Raw genomic sequence first — 20,143 nt, forward strand, 5'->3', positions numbered from 1 at the left:
GGATTACCTGATCGAGTCGTGGTGGCCACGCGCAGCGCGCACGGCCGATGGAAGGGTTAGGTGAACAACATTGCCGACAGCACGAAGTTGAACATCAGCACCAGCAGCGAGGCATTGACCACCGCGCGGGTGGTGGCCACCGAGGTGCCTTCGATGGTCGGCTCGGCGTGGAAGCCGACGTAGGCGGCCACCAGCGCGGCGGTACCGCCGAAGATGGCCGACTTCAGCATCGCCACGCCGAAGTCGTCCCAGAAATCCACGCTGCCGCGCAGGGCCGACCAGAACACGCCATTGTCCAGGCCCAGCACGTGCACTGCTTCAAAGTAGCTGGCGCTGATGGCCAGCGAACAGAAGATGCCGGTCAGCAGCGGCACGGTCAGCACCGCCGCCCAGAAGCGCGGCGCCACCGCCTTGGCCACCGGGTCGATCGCCATCAGCTCCAGCGCCTTGATCTGGTCGGTGGCGCGCATCAGGCCCAGTTCGGCGGCGATCGAGCTGCCGGCGCGGCCGATGAACAGCAGCGCGGTCAGCACCGGCGCCAGTTCGCGGTACAGCGACAGGCCCAGCAGGGTGGACAGCGCATCGGCCGCACCGAAGGTGGTCAGCGTGCGGTAGCCCTGCAGGGTCAGCACCAGGCCGACGAAGGCACCGCCCACGGCGATGATGGGCAGCGAGCGCGCGCCGATCTTGTAGATCTCGCGGGTCAGCTCGGCCAGGAAATCGCGGGTGGGCAACGAACCGCGCAGCACGGTGAGCGAGAACAGGCCGGCGCGGCCCAGCGAACGGGTGGCTTGCACGAACGGCATCAGGCAACCCTCGCCCGCGGTGCGGCATCAAACGGGATGGGGCCGTCGGGCTGGCCGTGCAGGAACTGCCGCAGCAGCGGGTCCTGGCTGGACTGCAGCGCCTCGGGGCTGCCCTGGAACACGATGCCGCCATTGGCGATCGCGATGACCTGATCGCAGATCGGCAGGGTCTCGTGCACGTGGTGGCTGACGATGATGCTGGTCAGGCCCAGGCTGTGGTTGAGGCGCTGGATCAGGCTCATGATCACCCCCGAGGCGATCGGGTCCAGCCCGGTCAGCGGCTCGTCGTAGATCATCAGCGGCGGGTCCAGCGCCAGCGCGCGGGCCAGCGCGACACGGCGCGCCATGCCGCCGGATAGTTCGCGCGGCCAGGCATCGGCGGCGGCCAGCAGGCCCACCGCATGCAGCTTCATCTGCACCAGCCGGCGCAGCACCGCCGCCGGCAGGCGGGTGTGGGTGCGCAGCGGCAGGGCGACGTTCTCGGCCACGGTCAGGTCGGTCAGCAGGCCATTGCCCTGCAGCAGCACGCCCACGCTCTTGCGCATCTCCAGCAGCGCGCCGCTGTCCTGCGGGATCGGCTTGCCGAACAGGGTGACCTCACCGGCCACCGGGCGCAGTTCGCCGGTCAGTGCCGCCAGCAGGGTCGACTTGCCGCTGCCGGAAGGCCCGAGCACGGCGGTGATGCTGCCCTGCGGAACCTGCAGCGAAACGTCGCGCAGGATCGTGCGTCCGCTCCGGTCGATGCGGACGTTGGACAACTGCACCAGACTGGAGGCGGAAGCCGACATGGGCACCATTAACGTTTTTTAGACATCGAAGGATCGGGTCAGCCGGCTGAACATAAGCAGACTGGACGGTCCAGTATTGTCGCACGGCGCGGCCACCGCCAGGCCGGGACAATCCGGGGGCACGCCGGAACAATCCGTCGCCTGCGGTGGGCGACACCATTGAATACTGCCGGGCGTCCTGCACACTGTGCACGATGATCGACCCGGGCAGCGACTTCCGCCTCTACCATTCCAACTCGCTGGACGTGCTGGCAGCCCTGCTGGCGCGCAACGTGCGTGCGCCGGTACCCGGCCAGCCGTTGCTGGCGCCGGAAGTGGTGTTGATCCCGCAGGTGGCGATGCGCCGCTGGCTGCAGGCGACACTGGCGGCGGAGTACGGCGTGGCCGCCAACCTCGAGTTCCTCACCCCGGGCGAGTTCGTGGCCCGCGCGCTCAATGCCAACGTGGCCGGTGAGGCCGATGACCTGGATGCCGCCGGCCTGCACTGGAAGCTCTACCAGGCCCTGCGCGACCCCGCCCTGCTGGCCCAGCCACCGATGCGCGCGCTGCAGTCCTATCTTGCCGGCGGCGATGCGCTCAAGCCCTGGGCACTGGCCGGTGAGCTGGCTGCGGTCTTCGAGAAGTACCAGGCCTGGCGCCGTGACTGGCTGCTGCGCTGGGATGGCGGTGCCGACCCGGGCGACCCGCAGGCGATCCTGTGGCGGGCCATCGCCAAGGACCGTGGCTACCGCGCGCGGCGCATCCATGACTACCTGGAGCGCTTCGAAGGGGCCGGCAAGCCGCTGCCGCAGGGCCTGCCGCCGCGCCTGTCGGCCTTCGCCACGCTCAACATCTCGCCCGATGTGCTGCGGGTTATGGCGACCCAGGCGCGGGTGGGCGAACTGCACTTCTACATGCCCACCCCGGTGCAGTCGTACTGGGGCGACCTGCAGACCCTGGCCGAGCGCCTGCGCAGCGGCGCGCCCGATCCCTTCGGTGAAGCGGCCGGCGAAAACCGCCTGCTGGAAGCCTGGGGCGCGGCCGGCCGCGATTTCATGGCGGTGCTGGGCAGCTATGAAGTGGTGCACCCGGCCGGCGAGATCGCCGCCTATTCCGATCCTGAGGACGACACCCGCCCGGTAATGGCCGAAGGCGGCCTGGCCGACAGCCTGCTGCACCGCCTGCAGCGCGACCTGTTCCATCGCCGCGCGCTGCCTTCGGGTGAGCTGCGCGACGGGCTGCACAACGACGACCCCAGCCTGCAGGTGCACGCCTGCCACACCCGCCTGCGCGAGCTGCAGGTGCTGCATGACCAGCTGCGCAGCCTGCTGCAGGACCCACGCTTCGATCCGCCGCTGCAGGCCCGCGAGATCGCAGTGCTGGCGCCGGACATCGACCCGTACGTGCCGTACCTGGAGGCCGTGTTCGGCGGCCGCGGCGGCGACGACGAACACATTCCCTATGCGCTGGCCGACAGCAGCCCGTTGGCCGGCGAGCCGTTGGCCGATGTATTCGTGCACCTGCTGTCGCTGCCGGTGTCGCGCTTCGGCCTGAACGAGATCCTCGACCTGCTGGCCAGCGCACCCCTGGCCGAAGCCGCCGGCCTGGAGGCAGTGGATTTCGACCGCCTGCATGGCTGGCTGCAGCAGGCCGGCGCACGCTGGGGCATCGATGCCAACCATCGCGGCCAGCTGCAGGCCCCCAGCGACGATGCCTACACCTGGCAGTTCGCCCTGGACCGCCTGCTGCTGGGCCACGCCACCGGCAGCGATGTCGATCTGGCGGGCGTGGCCCCGTGGATCGAGCTGGAAGGCGGCGCGCTCGATGCGCTGGACCGCCTGCTGCGCCTGCTGCGCGTGCTGGCCCTGTACCAGCGCAGGCTGGGCGATACGCTCAGCCCGGCACAGTGGCGGCAGCGCCTGCTGTCCCTGCTCGATGCACTGCTGCCCGAAGCGCCCAGTTCGCCCAACAGCCAGCGCGCGCTGGAGCGGCTGCGCAAGCTGCTCAACCAGTTCGCCGACGATGCTGCCAAGGCCGGCTTCGACGAAGGCGTGCCACCGGACGTGGTCCGCGCCCATTTCGCCGGCGCGCTGGCCGAGGCCGATACGCGCGCGCCCCTGCTGACCGGCGGCATCAGTTTCGGCCGCATGGTGCCGATGCGCCTGCTGCCGTTCCGGGTGATCTGCGTGCTGGGCCTGAACGATGGCGATTTCCCCCGCCGCGACCCCGCTGCCGGCCTCAACCAGCTCACCGCCGAGCTGGACACGCCGCGCCGCCGCCCGGGCGACCGCTCCACCCGCGAGGATGACCGTTTCCTGTTCCTGCAGCTGTTCGCCGCCGCGCAGGACGTGTTCTACCTGAGCTATCTGGGCGCAGACCCGCGCGATGGCAGTGTGCGCGAACCTTCGGTGCTGGTCAGCGAACTGATCGATGCCGCTGCCGTCTACCACCTGGACCCGCCCGCGGCGGTGCGTGACTTCACCGTGCGCCACGCCCTGCAGCCGTTCTCGCCGGCGGCCTTCGGCGATGGCGATCCGCGCCGCTTCAGCTACCGCCGGCAGTGGCACCCCGCCGCCGGGCGCATGGCGGGCCAGCGTGGCGGCCTGCAGCCCTGGTTCGACGCACCGCTGCCGCCGCCGGCCGGCGATGCCGTGGAAGACGACGTGGCGCTGGACAGCCTGCGCCGCTTCCTGTGCGACCCGGCCGGGCAGTTTCTGGCGCAGTCGCTGGGTCTGCGCCTGGCCGACCAGGTCGAAGATGTGGATGACCTGGAGCCGCTGGTGCTGTCCTCGCGTGGCCCGGAACGACGCAGCGTGCAGGCCGCCGTAGTGCGCGCCACCATCAGCGGTGATGCCGAGCCGCTGTACCCGCGCCTGCGCGCGCGCGGCTTGCTGCCGTCCGGTGCGCTGGGCGAACGCCAGTTCGAAGCAGAACAACTCAAGACCCGCCCCTACGCCAGTGCCATGCTCGGCTGGATGCAGGGGCAGCCGCTGGAAAGCCGTCGCTATGAAGTGGAGATCGATGGCGTGCGCCTGCACGGCCGCGTGGCCGACCGCCACCCCGAAGGCCTGGTGCGGCTGCGTGCCGGCACGCTCAATGGCAATGCAGTGATCCGCCAGGGCCTGGACTGGTTGCTGGCCAATGCCGCCGGCGACGCGCTGCCGCTGGTGCAGTTCTACGATGGCGGCGATGCCGGCCCGGGCCCGCACGCCTTGCCCGCCCTGGGCGTACCGGCCGCGCGCAGTGCACTGCGCGCACTGCTGCAGCTGCGCCAGCGTGGCCTGCGCGAACCCCTGCGTTTTGCGCCCTATACTGGCTGGGTGCTGTTCACTGCGCCCGCGGACAAGCAGCGCAGCGAAGGCTGGAAGCAGTGGCACGGCAGCGACCGCAGCTGGGGCGAAGCCAACAGCGATGCCTGGCAGTTGCTGCTGCGCGGTGCCGATCCCTTCGCCGACGACGCCAGCTACGCCGATCTGCTGCGCAACAGCCAGGTGGTGTTCGGTGCGGTGCGCGATGGCCGCGGCCCGGCTGCGGCCGGCACGGAGGACCCGGCATGACCGCGCCCGTCGATCCCTACCTGGTCCTGCCCCTGCAGGGCATCGGCCTGATCGAGGCCAGTGCCGGCACCGGCAAGACCTTCACCCTGGCCACGCTGTTCACCCGCCTGGTGGTGGAACACGGCCTGCGCATCGGCCAGATCCTGGCGGTGACCTTCACCGATGCGGCCACCCAGGAGCTGCGCAAGCGCATCCGTGAACGCCTGGCCCTGGCCGCGCGCCTGGTCGATCTGGCGCCGGAGGAAGGCGAAGCCCCCGATGCGCTGCTGACCCGCCAGGTACTGCAGCGGCACCTGCAGGAGGGTGGCGAAAGCGCGGCGGCGTTGAAGCGGCGCCTGCAGGTGGCCGCCGACGAGATCGACCTGGCGTCGATCTTCACCATCCATGGCTTCTGCACCCGGGTGCTGCGCGAACACGCGCTGGAAAGCGGGCATACCTTCGATCCGCCGGAGCTGCTGGCCAGCGACCGCGAACTGCTGGAATCGCTGGCCGCCGATCTGTGGCGTGTTCATGCCAACGACCCGGCCACGCTGGAACCGCTGACCTGGCTGTGGTCGCATCCCGATGCGCTGGCCGCCGATCTGCGCGCGCTGCTGGCCTCGCCGCCGTTGCACCCGCGGCCGCAGCCGGTGGCCGCGGCCGATCCGCGCGCGGCCCTGCAGGGCGCGGCGGAAGAACTGTCGGCCAGCGTGCGCGAGCATGGCGAGCAGTTCTTCATCGACCTCTGCGATGCGGTGGACAACAAGTGGATCAACGGCGTGTCCTACAAGCTGGGCTGGCTGCACCCGCTGGGCCGGCAGCTGCTGGCCTGGGCCGAGCGTGGCGACGCCAGTGAACTGCTGGCCAGCGAGCGCCTGCCGGCGCTGCTGCCCGATGCGCTGGTGGCCAAGACCAACAAGAAGTTCGTGGAACGCACCCCGGCATCGCCGCTGCAGGCACCGCTGGCCCGCTACGTGGATCTGCTGGCCCAGCGTGAGCAATGGCTGCGCGCCACCGCACTGAACTTCCTGCATGCGCTGCGCCAGGAAGCCACGCAGCGCCTGGCCACGCTCAAGCGCACGCTGCGGGTGCAGACCTACGATGATCTGATCGACGGCGTGGCCCGCGCGCTGGAAGGCCCGCAGCGGTTGGACCTGGTGCGCAAGCTGCGCCAGCAGTACCGCATCGCGCTGGTGGACGAATTCCAGGATACCGACGACCGCCAGTGGGGCATCTTCCATACCGTATTCGGCGATTCGCCGGAGGTGCGCGAACTGGGCCTGGCACCGGCCCTGTTCCTGATCGGCGACCCGAAGCAGGCCATCTACGGCTTCCGTGGCGGCGACATCCACACCTACCTGAAGGCCAAGCAGGCCGCGCGGCCGGCGCCGCCGCTGGACCAGAACTTCCGCTCGCGGCCAGCGGTGCTGCGCGCGCTGCAGGCGCTGTACGACAACGGCGGCGACGATGCATTCCTGGAAGCGGGCATCGGCTTCGAGCCGGTACGGCCCGGTGGCGTGCGCAGCGACGAGGACTACCTGCGCGACGGTACGCCGGCCGCGGCGTTGACCCTGCGCGTGCTGCGCAGCGGCGGCGACAAGGCGATGAGCGCCGACGCGTCGCGCGAAGCGGCCACCCAGGCCTGCGTGGCCGCCATCCACCAGACCCTGGTCGACGCCCGCGCGGGCAAGGCGCTGCTGCGTGGCCGCGCGCTGCAGCCGGGTGACATCGCCGTGCTGGTGCGCTCGCACCGCGAAGCGACGCTGGTCCAGCGCGGCCTGGCCGCCGTCGGCATACCGGCCGTGGCCGCCGGCAAGCAGAGCCTGTTCTCCACCAGCGAGGCGCGCGACCTGCGCACGCTGCTGCTGGCCCTGCTGCAGCCGGCCGACGAAGGCCGCCTGCGTGCGGCCCTGGCCACCGTGCTGCTGGGCCAGCGCGCCAGCGCCATCGCCGGCATGGAGCGCGAGGGTGACCTGCAGCGCGCCTTCCAGGCGCAGCTGCTGCACTGGCGCGAACGCTGGCAGCGGGGCGGCCCGTTCGCGGTCATCGCCGATGTCTGCGCTGCACAGGGCGAACGCCTGCTGGCGCTGATCGACGGCGAACGCCGCCTGACCAACTACCTGCAGCTGGGGGAACTGCTGCAGGAAGCATCCGCGCAGGCCCTGGGCATGCACGGCCTGCTGGACTGGCTGCAGGGCCAGATGGCCAACGCCGACCAGGACGACGAGCAGCAGCTGCTGCGCCTGGAGTCCGATGCGCGGCGCGTGCAGATCATCACCCTGCACAAAAGTAAGGGGCTGGAATACCCGCTGGTGTTCCTGCCCTTCGTCGGCATCGACGGGGGCGCGCCGAACGCGGCGTCGCACTGCACGGTGCACCTGCAGGGCCAGCGCCAGCTGCACTGGAAGCTGGACAAGGACGAGGCCTGGGAGACCGCCAGCGGCCAGCGCGAACGCGAGCAGCGCGCCGAGGACGCGCGCCTGCTCTACGTCGGCCTGACCCGCGCCGAGCACGCGCTGTGGATCGCCATCGGCGATCTGGCCGGTATCGGCAAGACCCGCCTGGCACCGCTGCTGGGCGACCTGCAGGCGCTGCGCGGGCACGCCGACGTGCACATCGACGACCGCGAAGCGGTGGCACGGCTACCGCAGCTGCCGGCCGAACAGGACGGCGCCCTGCCGGATGTGCGCAGCCTGAGCCGGCGCGTGCCGCACGACTGGTGGGTCTACAGCTTCACCCAGCTGGCCCATGCCGACGGCGGCGATGACGTTGAAGCGGCCGCGACCGAACTGCCGGCGCCGGCGGCCGACGAACCGGCCGGTGCGGAACTGCCGCTGGAGCCGGCGTTGCCGGAACCGGCCGCAGCCGAATCCGCGCCGCTGGACCCTCGTTTCATGGGCAGCCGCTTCGGCAATGTGCTGCACGAAGCGCTGGAAAACGTCGACTTCGCGGCCTGGGCTGGCTGGCAGACGGACCAGCCCGCGCCTGAAGGACAGGACGGCCTGCTGCGCAAGGCGCTGCACGACGAAGGCTATCCCGACGAGGATCTGGACGATGGAGTGGCGGTGCTGGTGCCGCTGGTCGGTCACACGCTTACCGTTGCACTGCCCGAAGGTGGCGCGCTGCACAGCCTGGCCGAGGGCGAGCGCCGCGCCGAAATCGAATTCCACTTCGCCATTGAACCGACCGCCGTGCCGGCACTGCTGCAGCTGCTGCACGCCCACGGGATCTCCAGCGCGCGCCGCGGCTTCGGCCTGCGCCGCCGCCTGGAAGGGCTGATGACCGGCAAGATCGACCTGACCTATGTGCGCGACGGGCGCTGGTACGTGCTCGACTACAAATCCAACCGCCTGCCGGGCTACAGCCCGGACCTGCTGCAGATCGCCATGCGCCACAGCGAATACGACCTGCAGGCGCTGATCTACACCGTGGCGCTGCACCGCTGGCTGCGCTTCCGCCTGGGCCGTGCCTACGACTACGCGCGCGACATGGGCGGCATCCGCTACCTGTTCTGCCGGGGCTTGGATGGCAACGGCAATGGCGTGCATGTGGACCGCTTCGCACCGGAACTGGTGGATGGACTGGACGCGCTGTTTGCCGGGGGCGAAGCTGCCCGTGCAGCGCTGGCCGCGCGCGCTATCGGAGCCAGCGCATGAGTGCCAGCCTGCTCAAGCAGTTGTATCAGGGCCGTCACCTGCGCACCCTTGACCACGCGCTGGCCACCAGCCTGCTGCGGCTGCGCGAGGACACGCCCGATGCGGTGGCGGTGGCTGCCGCACTGGCCTCGCTGGCGGTAGCGCAGGGGCATGCTGGCTTCGATCCGCAACAACCCGGTCGCCTGGTTGAAGGCGTGACCGCGTGGCCGCCTGCGCAGCAGTGGCTGGCCCAGCTGCAGGCCTCGCCGTGGGTGGCGCAGCCGGATGATCCGGGCGCCGTTGCCGCTGAGGCGCCGCTGGTGCTGGAAAACGGCCTGGTCTACCTGCGCCGCTACCGCGAATACGAACGGCAGCTGGCGGCCGGCCTGCAGCGCATCGGCCGGCATCCGCTGCCGGCGCCGGACATGGCCGCGCTGGCACCGCTGTTCGCACGCCTGTTCCCGCAGGCCCTGCAGGGCGAAGACCACCAGGCCCGTGCGGCCGGCGTGACCCTGCGCCATCCGCTGGCCCTGGTGACCGGCGGCCCCGGCACCGGCAAGACCACCACCATCGCCCGCCTGTTGCTGCTGCTGGCCGCACAGGCGCTGCAGGCCGGCCAGCCGGCGCCCGAAGTGGCGCTGGCTGCACCGACCGGGCGTGCCGCCGAACGCATGGCCGAAAGCCTGCGCCTGGCCGTGCAACGGTTGCAGGAGGACGGCCTGGACCCGGCGCTGTGCGCCGCGTTGCCGACCACCGGCACCACCCTGCACCGGCTGCTGGGTGTCATCCCTGATTCGCCGCGCTTCCGCCACCACGCCGACAACCCCTTGCCGGTGGACGTGGTGGTGGTGGACGAAGCATCGATGATCGACCTGCCGCTGATGGCCAAGCTGGTCGATGCCGTTGCCAGCGGTACACGCCTGATCCTGTTGGGCGACCCGGACCAGTTGCCTTCGGTGGAAGCCGGCGATGTGCTCAGCGCCATCCTGCGCGCCAGCGGTGATGGCACCGGTACCCGCGCCGATGATGCGCACGCGCTGCACGGCGTGCTGGCTGCCGCCACGCTGCAACCGCAGGCGGCACCGCGTGCGTTTGCCGGCCGTCGCGTGCAGCTGCAGCGCGGCTACCGGCAGAGCGACGCCCTGCAGCTGGCGCCGCTGGCCCAGGCCGTGCGCGAGGGCGACAGTGGCACCGCGCTGGCCCTGCTGCGCAGTGGCAGCCTGTCCGGCGTCAGCTTCCACGATGGCGAAGCCGATCCCCTGCGCGGCCAGCGCGACCACCTGCTGTCGCACTGGCGCGCGCTGGCCGAAGCCGAAGACCCCAGCCACGCGCTGCAGCAGGCCGGCCGCCTTCGCGTGCTGACCGCCCTGCGCGAAGGCCCACAGGGCGCACGCGGGCTCAACAGCCGCATCGAACAGCTGCTGGCCGGCAATACGCCCGGCTACTTCCAGGGCCGTCTGCTGCTGGTGACCGAGAACAGCTATCGCCATCGCCTGTTCAACGGCGATATCGGCATCTGCCTGCGCGATGCCAGCGGCGCGATGGTGGCCTGGTTCCCCGGCGACACCGCCCAGCACCCACGCGCCTTCCACCCGGCCGCACTGCCCGCGCACGAAAGCGCGTTCGCGATGACCGTGCACAAGGCGCAGGGTTCGGAATTCGATGAAGTCTGGCTGCAGTTGCCACGGCAGGACAGCCGCGTGCTGTCACGCGAGCTGGTCTACACCGGCCTCACCCGCGCCCGCCAGCGCCTGCACGTGGCCGGCAGCGAAGAGGTGCTGGTGGCCGCGTTGAAGCGGCATGCCAGCCGATTGGGCGGTCTGGCCTGGCGCCTGGGGGCGGAAGAGGAGGCCGACGCACCGGCAAGCAGCGAACAGCCTACGGTGCAGGGCACGTTGTTCTGAGGCAGATAACCGCTTACGAAGCGGATGAAGCGGTTGATCTGTTCCTGAATCGCTCGCCAGAAGCAGTCGAGCATGGCTCGACTCTACAAAAGCGTACTTCGATCATTCGGGCGTTCATCCACGCACGGCGTGGATCTACTGCAGATCGCGGGAAACTGTCGAAGGCGGGGTGGGTCCGGTTGCGGGCCCGCCAGCCCACGGATACCCAGCTTTTGACGTTGACGTTGCTTCGGCAGGTGCAGGGTGCAGCCCTACCGCCACACCTACTCCGCGATCAACACCAGCCCATCCGGGAACACGATCGCCGCTTCATCCGCACTCAGATCGAAGAACCCCACGCCGTGCTTCTCGGCCAGGTCCTGCACGCGCCCGTGCGCGCGCTCGGCCACCGAATAGGCGAATGCGGCGTAGATCACGTCGCGGCCGATGCTGTAGTCGGTCAGCCCGGGACGGTCGTCATCATCGTTGCTCAGCGGGCCGCTCATCGGCGGGAACTCCTGCACCATCTCTGCGAACCACGCTTGCAGCGCTGGGCTGCTCACTGCCGGATCGTCATACTCGTGGTTCTCGCCCCACTCGGCCTGCTTGTCGAACCAGGCGATGAACGCCGCGGCCTCGCGCGGGGCTGCGCTGGCCTCGAATACCATCATGTCGTAACTCATTGGAGCTTCCTGTGCAGAGCAGGGGTCAGAGCCTTCGCCCGGGGCGAAGGATCCGACCCCGGCAACGGGGTCTGTGGACGCACAGGGTATCGCGCTACGGCTGTGCGGCTGCGCTCATCGACAACCCCGGCGCCAACGCCTTCGCGTCCGGGAACAGCGCGAAGCGCAGGCCGATCAGGCCCATCAGCGCCTCGTCGCGTGCCTTGCAGGCAGCCACGCCACCTACACGGCCCAACGACGTATCCAGGCGCTCGCGCAGGGCTTCGGCCGCGGCCATCGGCCGCCGCGCGGCAATCTGCCGACGGTAATGCGCGGCGATTTCTTCCAGGATGTGCTCGACCGCCTCACGGCTGCGCTCGGGCAGGTCCAGCCGTGCGCGGCGCAGCTGCAGGATGTTCAGGCCGATGCGCGCCTCGTTGAGCATGTCCACCGAGGCGATATCGCTGCCTTCCGGCGTCGCCGCCAGGCGCGGGGCAAGCAGGCCCAGCAGGTCCAGCATGCGCGCGGCGAAGCGCTGGCGGTCCTGCTGGCCACGCCCTTCGGCGGCCTCGGCCAGCGTGGTCCAACCCTGCCGCACCAGCCGGCGCGCGGTCCATTCGGCACCCACCGAACGGAACAGGCGGGTCATCACCACCGCAAACCCAATGCCGATGAACATGGCGATGGATGAGTTGAGGAAGCTCTGGATGTTGGCGCTGTAGGTGTTCTGCAGGCTCAGCAGGGCCGCCAGGTTCACCGTCAGCGGCAGGGCGAACAGGGCACTCTTGGGGTGGTGCAGCATCAGCCCCAGCGGCAGGAAGGCCACCGCCAGCACCAGGGCCAGCAGGCCGAAATCGTGCACGGCCGGGAACACGCCGAACAGATACACGCCGGCCACCAGCGAAGCCACCATGGCCCACACCAGGAACGAGACCATGCTTGGCGCCGGGTCGTCCTGCGCGGCGAAGAACGCGGCCGTCACCGCGGCCATCATCGCGCCGTTGCCGCCACCTTCCCAACCCAGGCCGATCCACAGCACGCAGTAGCTCATCAGGGCCACGCCGGCGCTGAGCGCGGAGAACAGCGCCATGCCGTAATCCACGTGCTTGTCGGTGGCCACGCGCTCGGTGCGGATGCGGTAATGGGCCCGGTCCAGCGGCGCGGTGCCCTGGTCGATGGCGTGCTGCAGGGTGCGGCAGTCCTGCCACAGGTCCACCAGCTCCTCCAGGCGCAGCAGCAGGCTGGCCAGCTGCAGGTGCTGCAGGTCGCTGTCCACCTGCGGCTTCAGGGCGCTGATGCGCGCGCGCAGATGTGCGTAACCGCTGGCACTGGCCGGGCTCTCGATCCAGTCATGGATGTCATCCACCAGCGCCGGCAGGCCTTCAGGCAACGCCTGGCCCTCGCTGCGCAGCGCGCTCAGGCGGTCGGCAATGGACGACAACACCGGCAGCAACAGCAGCATGCGCTCGCGCAGGCGCTCCATCGAAACGGCTGATCCGGCATGGCGGGGGTCATCGCGGCGCAGGAATTCGATCAGTGCTTCGAACTGCACCAGATCGGCGGCCAGCCGGTTGCGCGGCGCATGGGCACGGCCGCGCTCGAGGATCTGCCGGCACCACTGCGCCGCGTCCTCCATCCAGGTGCCGATGCGGGCACGCAGCATCGGTCGCACCGAGGCCGGGAACAACAGCGAGGCGAACAGCACCGCCACCACCGTGCCGAGGATGATCTCCTCGCTGCGCGCCACCACCGTGTCGAAGATGGTTTCCGGCGAGGTCACCGCCGGGAAGCCGATGAAGGCGGTGGTGTAGCCGGCCAGCAGGAACGCGTAACCGCGCGGTCCGCGGTTGAGCAGCGCCATGAACAGGCAACCGGCCAGCCAGATCGACATGGCCGCGCTCAGCACCAGCGGCGTTTCCACCAGTGCCGGCAGCACCAGCAGGGTGGCCAGGCCAGCCACCAGCGTGCCGACGATGCGGTATACGCCCTTGGCACGGGTCGGGCCCAGCAGCGGCTGGCTGACGATGTACACCGTGCCCATCGCCCAGTACGGGCGCGACAGGTTGCCGGCCATGGCGATGTACAGCGCGGCCACCGCGGCCAGGTAGGTCTTGATCGAGAACAGCCAGGCCTGGCGGTCGGTCAGCGCGTTCATGGCTTACTTCGCCGAGGCCTGTGCGGTGGCCGGCGCCGCCGGGGCGACCGTTGCCTGCCAGCCGCCACCCAGCACCAGGAACAGATGGATCTGGTCGCGCGAGACCTGCGCTTCGGCGGCGGCCAGGGTGGCGTCGCTGGTGGCCAGGCTGCGGTCGGCATCCAGGCTGGACAGGTACGGCGTGCGACCGCCCTGGTACAGCCGGCGGTTCTGCTCGGCGGCCAGCGCGGCCTGCTCCTGTGCGGTGCGCAGCGACTGCAGGCGGCGCAGGTCCTGCGCATAGCGGTCCAGCGCAGTCTGGGTCTCGCGAAGTGCCTGCAGCACGGTGTGGTCGAACTCGGCCAGCGCGGCATCGGCGCCGGCTTCGGCAGCGTGGATGCGCGCGTGCGTGCCCGACGACGGCAGCGTCCACGAGATCAGCGGGCCGATCGACCACTGCTGGGTCATCGGCGTGCCGAAGTCCTCCAGCAGGCCGGCCGCGCCGAGCGAGGCACCCAGCCGGATGTCCGGGTACAGCTCGGCGGTGGCCACACCAATCCGCGCGGTGGCGGAGGCCAGCTTGCGCTCGGCCTGGCGGATGTCGGGGCGACGCTGCAGCAGGGCGCGGCCATCACCCACCGGCAGCGGCTGGGCCAGGCGCGGCGCGTCGGCGCAGTCGATCACGCCGGCCGGCAGCTGGCCAGGAGTCTTCCCCAGCAGCGCGGCCAGCGAATAGGCCGCGGCCGAACGCTGCGCGCGCAGCGGCGGCAGGGCGGCTTCCAGCAGGGCGACCTGCGCGTTGGCGCGGGCCAGCTCCGGCGGCGTGCCACGGCCGGCATCGATCAACCGCTGGGTGACCGTGCGGCTGCGCTGCTGCAGCTGCAGCGAATGCTCGGCCACATGCAGTTCGTGGTTGGCGTGGCAGATTTCCAGGTAGCTGTCGGCGACTTCGGCCACCACGCTCACCTGCGCCAGGTCGCGTGCGGCGGCCACCGACTGTTCGTCGGCGCGGGCCGCTTCGGCACCGCGCTTGAGCTTGCCGAACAGGTCGAACTGGTAGCTGACCGCGAACTTGCCATCGGCCAGGTTGATCACCGGCAGCTCGTGTTCCTGCAGGAACGCTTCGGCCGACAGCTGCGCGCGGCTGACGCCGGCTTCGGCTTCGTACTCGAAGCCACCGGCATCCATCGCCTGTTCGTACACGGCGGCGGCGCGGCGCAGGTGCGCATCGGCGGCCTTCAGCTCGACGTTGTCACGCAGCGCCTGGGTGATCAGGCCATCCAGCACCGGATCGTTGTACAGCGACCACCAGCGGTCGGGCAGCGCCTGGTTGGCGGCCACGTCCGGGTTCTGGGTGTCGATGAAGGCGGCATTGGCTTCCGGGCGCTTGAACGCGGAGCCTTCCGGCAGCGCGTAATCCGGGCCGACGGTCCTGCAGGCCGCCAGGCTGGCCAGTGCCACGATCAGGCCGAGACGGGGCAGGGTGGTGTTCACAGGCCCGCCTGTGTCGGCGCGGTGCCGGCCTTGTCTGCGTGCTTCTTGCTGTTGGTCTGCACGGTCACCGTGGCGGTACGCCCGGCGATCAGTTCCACGCCCTTGGGCACGTCGTCGATGGCGATGCGCACCGGGATGCGCTGCGCCAGCCGCACCCAGTCGAAGGCCGGGGTCACGTTCGGCAGCAGGGTGCTGCCGTTGCTGCGGTAGCGGTCCTCGATGCCAGCGGCGATGCTTTCCACATCGCCGCGCAGCGGGGTCGACTCGCCCATCAGACGGATGTCCACGGTCTGCCCCGGGGCGACGCCGCGCAGGCGGGTTTCCTCGAAGTAGCCATCGATGCGGAACGAGCCGGTATCCAGCAGCGCCAGCACCGGCTTGCCGGCCACCACGTAGTCGCCCACGCGCATGGTGCGGTCGTTGACCCGGCCATCGGCCGGCGCGTGCACCTCGGTGCGGGCCAGGTTGAGCTCGGCCAAGTCCACCGCGGCCTGCGCGGTGCCCAGTGCGGCCTGCGCGGCCTGCAGCTTGGCCCGGCGCACTTCGGCATCCTCGGCGGCCACCAGGTCCTGCAGGCTGCGGTCGCGGCCGATCTCGCGGCGCAGCTGCGCCACCGAGGCCTGGCGTTCGGCCAGGCTGGCCTTGGCCTGTTCCAGCGCGATGCGGTAACGGGCACGGTCGACCACGAACAGCACATCGCCCTTCTTCACCGCCTGGTTGTCGGCCACGTTCACCGATTCCACCAGGCCGGACACATCCGGGGCCACCTGCACCACGTCGGCGCCGACATGGGCGTCACGGGTCCACGGCTCATCCATGTAATAGACCCACAGCTGGCGCAGCACCAGCAGGGCCACGATCACCGCCGCGCTGGTCAGCAGTATGGGAAGGGTCTTCTTCACGATCTTGTTCACGATTGCATCCAACGCAGGAGGTGGAACAGCAGGCCAAGCACGATCCCGTACAGCGCCAGGTTGAACAGTGGCGGGTGCCAGATATGGCGATAGGCACCGGCACGCTGCAGCAGCGCGTGCAGGCCGCTGTTGACCAGGTAGGCCAGCAGCATCAACCCGAGCAGGGTCGGGACGAACACTCCGTGGAGACTGAATTCACCGGGCATCGGAAGGGGCGGGGGCGAGATGGGGGAGGGGAGGGACAACGGGACAACGACAACGGGCAAAAGCCGCTGGCGTGTGCACGGCAGCGGCGGTGTTTCAAGGACAACGGGCTTACGTGATGCGGTCGGCCGCCTCGGCCAGCAGGCGCCATGCCTTCAGCACGGCCTGCAGTTCATCCATGGAAAGTTCGCCGAACACGTCCTGGCGCAGGCCGATGAGCTGTTCTTCCAGCTCGCGCACCAGCGCCTGTCCCTGCTCGGTCAGCCACAGCAGGTTGGCGCGGCGGTCGCTGGCATCGCTTTCGCGGCGGACCAGCTCGCTGGCGCACAGCTTGTCCAGCAGGCGCACCAGTGACGGGCCTTCCATGCCCAGCTGCTGGGCCAGCGCCACCTGGCGGATGCCACCGCCGGAGCGGCCGATCATCAGCAGGGGCATGGTGCAGGCGGTGGAGATGCCGTAGCTGCCGAGCCGGCTGTCGGCCAGGCGCTGCCACTGCCGCCCTGCATAGAGCAGGCCGGAGCTGAGCTGCATCTGCAGCCGGGTGCGTTCGTCGAGGGGTCGGTCCATAAGAGATAGATAGGATACTACTAATTTCATTCCTATCAATAGGTCTTGCTGAATGGTCGGTTGGGTTGAGGAAAGCGTTGCGCCTGCCTGGTGTCGGGTGGGGCAACGGGGGCCGGAGGGTGCAGGACACGCCGTAAACCCGTCCTTGGGGGCTCGGCCGCAGCTTGCTCGTGTGCGCGTCCTGCGCACACGGCAAGACCGGGGTTGGGCGTCCTGCCCAACCCGCCCGAGGCATGCCTCGGGCCCATGCCGCGGACGGTCCTGCCCCGCCCGGCCCCCGCTGCCCTCCCATCACCCCGCGAGCGCGGTGGGTTGGCTCTTTAGAAGCGGTAGCGCCGGGCCATGCCCGGCGAGCGCGGCCCGGCGTCCGCAGCCATGAACCCCAGCTTTTGCCCCCGCTTTCGGGCGGTCGGGCCGCGCGCGCATGGAACCGTCAGAGATGGGGAAGGGCGGCAGGACAGGACCGCAGGCGCCATGGATGGCGCCTACGAGCCCCCATGGACGGGTTTACGGCGTGTCCTGCCCTGCCGCCCTTCCCCATCCAGACCGATAACAGGAAGGCGCCGGAAAGACCCCCCGATGAACCCGACCCACAGGACGACCCACCCCCCGGTCGGGTACGATGCTCGCCCCCCGTTCGGGACGCTGTACGCAATGAGCAAGAACAACGAAAAGGCTACCCCGCAAGGCGACGTGACCCAGGACCAGGCCGAGGATGCCGTGCGCACCCTGCTGCGCTGGGCCGGTGAGGACCCGTCCCGTGAAGGCCTGCTGGATACCCCCCGCCGTGTCGCCGAAGCCTATGGCGACTGGTTCAGCGGTTACCGCGACGACCCGCGCGCCTACATGGAGCGGACCTTCGAGGAAGTGGCCGGCTACGACGAACTGATCGTGCTGCGCGACATCGAATATGAAAGCCACTGCGAACACCACATGGCGCCGATCATCGGCCGCGTGCACGTCGGCTACCTGCCGGCCGGCAAGGTGGTGGGCATCAGCAAGCTGGCCCGCGTGGTCGAAGCCTACGCCCGCCGCTTCCAGGTGCAGGAAAAGATGACCGCGCAGATCGCCCAGTGCATCCAGGACGTGCTGCAGCCGATCGGCGTCGGCGTGGTCGTCGAAGGTGCCCACGAATGCATGACCACCCGCGGCATCCACAAGCGCGGCGTCAGCATGGTCACCTCCAAGATGCTGGGCAGCTTCCGCGACGACGCGCGCACCCGCGCCGAGTTCCTGCGCTTCATCGAAGTGGGCGGCAAGCGCTGAGCCGCTTGCCCGCACCACGCCGGCCCCGCGTGGCCGGCACGTCCACGGCTGCCCCCGCGGCGGCCGTGCATGGCTGCCCGCAGCCGCCAGCGTCCATGAATCCTTTCGCTGCATGAAGCACCGCGAACGCATTGCCCGTTACCGCCATCTGCGCGAACAGCCCCAGTGGAAGCTGCTCGCCGCCGACCACGCCCCGGAAATCATCGGCCTGCTGCAGGGGCTGCTGATGGACGGCGAGCGCACGCTGCCGTCCTCGGTGCTGAACGAGCGCCTGCAACGCGCGCTGGACCAGCTGGCCGGCGACGAACTGTCGCGCGAGCTGCCGCGTACCGCCCAGGCCTACATCGCTCACTGGCTGGCCCAGGGCTGGCTGGAACGCCGTCTGCCCGAAGGCGCTGACCAGGAGCAGTACGAGCTGTCCACCCCGGCGCTGCAGGCAATCCGTTTCGCCGACAGCCTGGAGCAGGCCCGTGTGGCCGCCACCGAAAGCCGCCTGGCGCTGGTCATCGAGCAGCTCTCGGCACTGGCCGCACAGACCGAAGCCGATCCGGATGCGCGCCTGTCCGCGCTGCACGACGAGCGCGACCGCATCGATGCCGAGATCGCCCGCGTCGGCGCCGGCCGCGTGGTTGCCCTCGATGGCAAGCGCGCACTGGAACGTACCCGCCAGATCATCGGCTTGGCCGACGAACTGACCGAGGACTTCCGCCGCGTGCGCGATGACTTCGAGCAGCTCAACCGTGATTTCCGCGAGCGCATCATCGACGATGAAGGCGAGCGCGGCGATGTGCTGTCGCAGTTGTTCGAAGGCGTTGATGTCATCGGCGAAAGCGATGCCGGTCGCAGCTTCCAGGCATTCTGGCGCCTGCTCAACGACGCCGAACAGAGCGCCCAGCTCGACGCTGCGCTGGAGGCCGTGCTCGCGCGCGGCTTCGCCCGTCGCCTGGACCGCAACGAACGCAACTTCCTGCGCGGCTTCACCAGCACCATGCTGGAACGCGGCGGACAGGTGCACGACGTGCTGCAGAACTTCGCGCGCAGCCTGCGCGGCTTCGTGCAGAGCCGTGGCTACCTGGAACAGCGTCGCCTCAACCAGCTGCTGAAGCAGGCGCAGTCCGAAGCCCTGGCCCTGCGCGATGATTTCCCCGCACAGCGCAGCATCGGCCGCGACCTGCAGCTGACCACCAGCCGCCTGCGCTCGTGGTCGCAGTGGAAGCTGCACGACCCGCGCAGCGCGCAGGTCGATGGCAACGTCGAATACAACGATGCGGCCGCCATCAGCCTGGAGAGCGTCGGCGATCTGGTCGCTTCGTCCGAAATCGACTTCCGCACGCTGCGCCAGGACCTGCACGACCTGCTCGATGCACAGCCGCGGCTCAGCATCGCCCAGGCCCTGTCGCAGCGCGAAGCGCCGCAGGGCCTCGGCAGTGTCATCGGCTACCTGTCGCTGGGCACGCGCTTCGGCAACGTGGTTGCCGGCGAGCAGGAGCTTGCGCAATGGCGTGGTGGCGACGGCCAGATCCGTCGTGCCCGCATCCCGCTGGTTTGGTTCACCCAGGAGAGACGCCATGAGCTGGCATGAAGATCCCATCGACGCACCGCAGGCCGACGTGGCGGAAGACGCCTACGAGGCCGAGCCGGTGGCGGCCGTGGCGCAGCCCCGCCGTGGCAATGACGTGTACTACCTCGGCGATACCGGGCGCCTGCCGCTGGATGCGCGCCGCGCGCTGTGCCAGCTGCTGATCGGCCCCAGCATCGACCAGCTGCGCCACGCCAAGCTGTGGCCGGCACTGATCCGTAGCGAAGCCGCGATCCGCTCGGCACTGGCCGACCTGTTCCTGGAACTGGTGCTGGACCGTGACAGCGGCGTGGCGTTCACCCGTCAGGCCGATACCGAAGACGTCGATGCGCCGGTGCTGCTGCGCACCTCGCCGCTGACCTTCATCGATTCGGTGCTGCTGCTGTACCTGCGCCAGCAGCTGGCCGAGGCCGATGCGCGCGGCAACCGCGCCGTCGTCGCCGATGCCGAGATGGCCGAAGCGCTGGCCATCTACGAGAAGAACCTGTCCACCGACCGCGCCGGCTTCAACCGCCGCGTCGCCTCGGCCGTGCAGAAGATGAAGGACAACCACATCCTGACCCGCCTGGGCGGCCAGGAAGACCGCCACGAAGTCTCGCCGGCGCTGAAGCTGCTGTTCTCCGCAGAAGACGTGTCCCAGCTTTCGGCGGTGTACCGCCAGCTGCGCGAAACCCCGGCTGCCGAAGCCTGAGAGAC

The 20,143-nt window shown here is 69.8% G+C and carries 14 protein-coding genes; 6 read left to right on the plus strand and 8 right to left on the minus strand.

Annotated features, from left to right (window positions below; genetic code table 11):
* Positions 1–56: 56 nt before the first annotated feature.
* On the minus strand, positions 57–806 hold the full coding sequence (locus tag ACM2ZB_RS15285; protein ID WP_006404088.1) for an MlaE family lipid ABC transporter permease subunit: 750 nt from the start codon (positions 804–806) through the stop codon (positions 57–59).
* Complete coding sequence (locus tag ACM2ZB_RS15290) at positions 806–1,594, minus strand: ABC transporter ATP-binding protein (RefSeq protein ID WP_416056079.1); 789 nt, start codon at positions 1,592–1,594, stop codon at positions 806–808. The genes ACM2ZB_RS15285 and ACM2ZB_RS15290 overlap by 1 nt, the downstream gene beginning before the upstream one ends.
* Positions 1,595–1,788: 194 nt before the next feature.
* On the opposite strand from ACM2ZB_RS15290, the gene recC reads away from it, so the two are divergent.
* Genes recC through recD form a run of 3 tightly spaced genes read left to right on the plus strand, consistent with a single transcriptional unit; the run spans position 1,789 to position 10,648 of the window.
* Positions 1,789–5,130, plus strand: coding sequence for an exodeoxyribonuclease V subunit gamma (gene recC, locus ACM2ZB_RS15295; protein WP_416056080.1), 3,342 nt, complete (start codon positions 1,789–1,791; stop codon positions 5,128–5,130).
* Positions 5,127–8,765, plus strand: coding sequence for an exodeoxyribonuclease V subunit beta (gene recB / locus ACM2ZB_RS15300; RefSeq protein WP_416056081.1), 3,639 nt, complete (start codon positions 5,127–5,129; stop codon positions 8,763–8,765). The genes recC and recB overlap by 4 nt, the downstream gene beginning before the upstream one ends.
* Entirely contained in the window at positions 8,762–10,648 is a 1,887-nt protein-coding gene (gene recD / locus ACM2ZB_RS15305) for an exodeoxyribonuclease V subunit alpha (RefSeq protein ID WP_416056082.1), read from the plus strand. Before recB ends, recD begins: the two co-directional genes overlap by 4 nt.
* A gap of 263 nt (positions 10,649–10,911) precedes the next feature.
* Here the strand turns inward: recD and ACM2ZB_RS15310 are convergent, their stop codons facing one another.
* The 6 genes from ACM2ZB_RS15310 to ACM2ZB_RS15335 all read right to left on the minus strand — a co-directional run bounded on the left by ACM2ZB_RS15310 (position 10,912) and on the right by ACM2ZB_RS15335 (position 16,602).
* Positions 10,912–11,310 (minus strand): hypothetical protein, encoded by a 399-nt coding sequence (locus ACM2ZB_RS15310; RefSeq protein WP_416056083.1) that lies wholly within the window; start codon positions 11,308–11,310, stop codon positions 10,912–10,914.
* Positions 11,311–11,404: 94 nt separating this feature from the next.
* Positions 11,405–13,444, minus strand: a complete 2,040-nt coding sequence (locus ACM2ZB_RS15315) for an FUSC family protein (RefSeq protein ID WP_416056084.1) — start codon at positions 13,442–13,444, stop codon at positions 11,405–11,407.
* A gap of 3 nt (positions 13,445–13,447) precedes the next feature.
* Entirely contained in the window at positions 13,448–14,917 is a 1,470-nt protein-coding gene (locus ACM2ZB_RS15320; RefSeq protein WP_416056085.1) for an efflux transporter outer membrane subunit, read from the minus strand.
* Positions 14,914–15,831: an efflux RND transporter periplasmic adaptor subunit gene (locus tag ACM2ZB_RS15325; protein WP_416056086.1), complete on the minus strand. Its 918-nt coding sequence runs from the start codon at positions 15,829–15,831 to the stop codon at positions 14,914–14,916. Before ACM2ZB_RS15325 ends, ACM2ZB_RS15320 begins: the two co-directional genes overlap by 4 nt.
* Positions 15,828–16,037, minus strand: a complete 210-nt coding sequence (locus tag ACM2ZB_RS15330; protein WP_005411696.1) for a DUF1656 domain-containing protein — start codon at positions 16,035–16,037, stop codon at positions 15,828–15,830. Before ACM2ZB_RS15330 ends, ACM2ZB_RS15325 begins: the two co-directional genes overlap by 4 nt.
* A 109-nt stretch (positions 16,038–16,146) precedes the next feature.
* Complete coding sequence (locus tag ACM2ZB_RS15335) at positions 16,147–16,602, minus strand: MarR family winged helix-turn-helix transcriptional regulator (protein WP_313441220.1); 456 nt, start codon at positions 16,600–16,602, stop codon at positions 16,147–16,149.
* Positions 16,603–17,256: 654 nt separating this feature from the next.
* Here ACM2ZB_RS15335 and folE point away from each other — a divergent pair.
* The 3 genes from folE to ACM2ZB_RS15350 all read left to right on the plus strand — a co-directional run bounded on the left by folE (position 17,257) and on the right by ACM2ZB_RS15350 (position 20,138).
* Positions 17,257–17,868, plus strand: coding sequence for a GTP cyclohydrolase I FolE (folE, locus tag ACM2ZB_RS15340; protein ID WP_416056087.1), 612 nt, complete (start codon positions 17,257–17,259; stop codon positions 17,866–17,868).
* A 112-nt stretch (positions 17,869–17,980) separates the two neighbouring features.
* Entirely contained in the window at positions 17,981–19,450 is a 1,470-nt protein-coding gene (locus tag ACM2ZB_RS15345; RefSeq protein WP_416056088.1) for a DUF3375 domain-containing protein, read from the plus strand.
* Complete coding sequence (locus tag ACM2ZB_RS15350) at positions 19,437–20,138, plus strand: DUF4194 domain-containing protein (protein WP_416056089.1); 702 nt, start codon at positions 19,437–19,439, stop codon at positions 20,136–20,138. The genes ACM2ZB_RS15345 and ACM2ZB_RS15350 overlap by 14 nt, the downstream gene beginning before the upstream one ends.
* Positions 20,139–20,143: the final 5 nt, after the last annotated feature.

This window comes from Stenotrophomonas maltophilia, assembly GCF_047782825.1.
Classification (GTDB): domain Bacteria; phylum Pseudomonadota; class Gammaproteobacteria; order Xanthomonadales; family Xanthomonadaceae; genus Stenotrophomonas.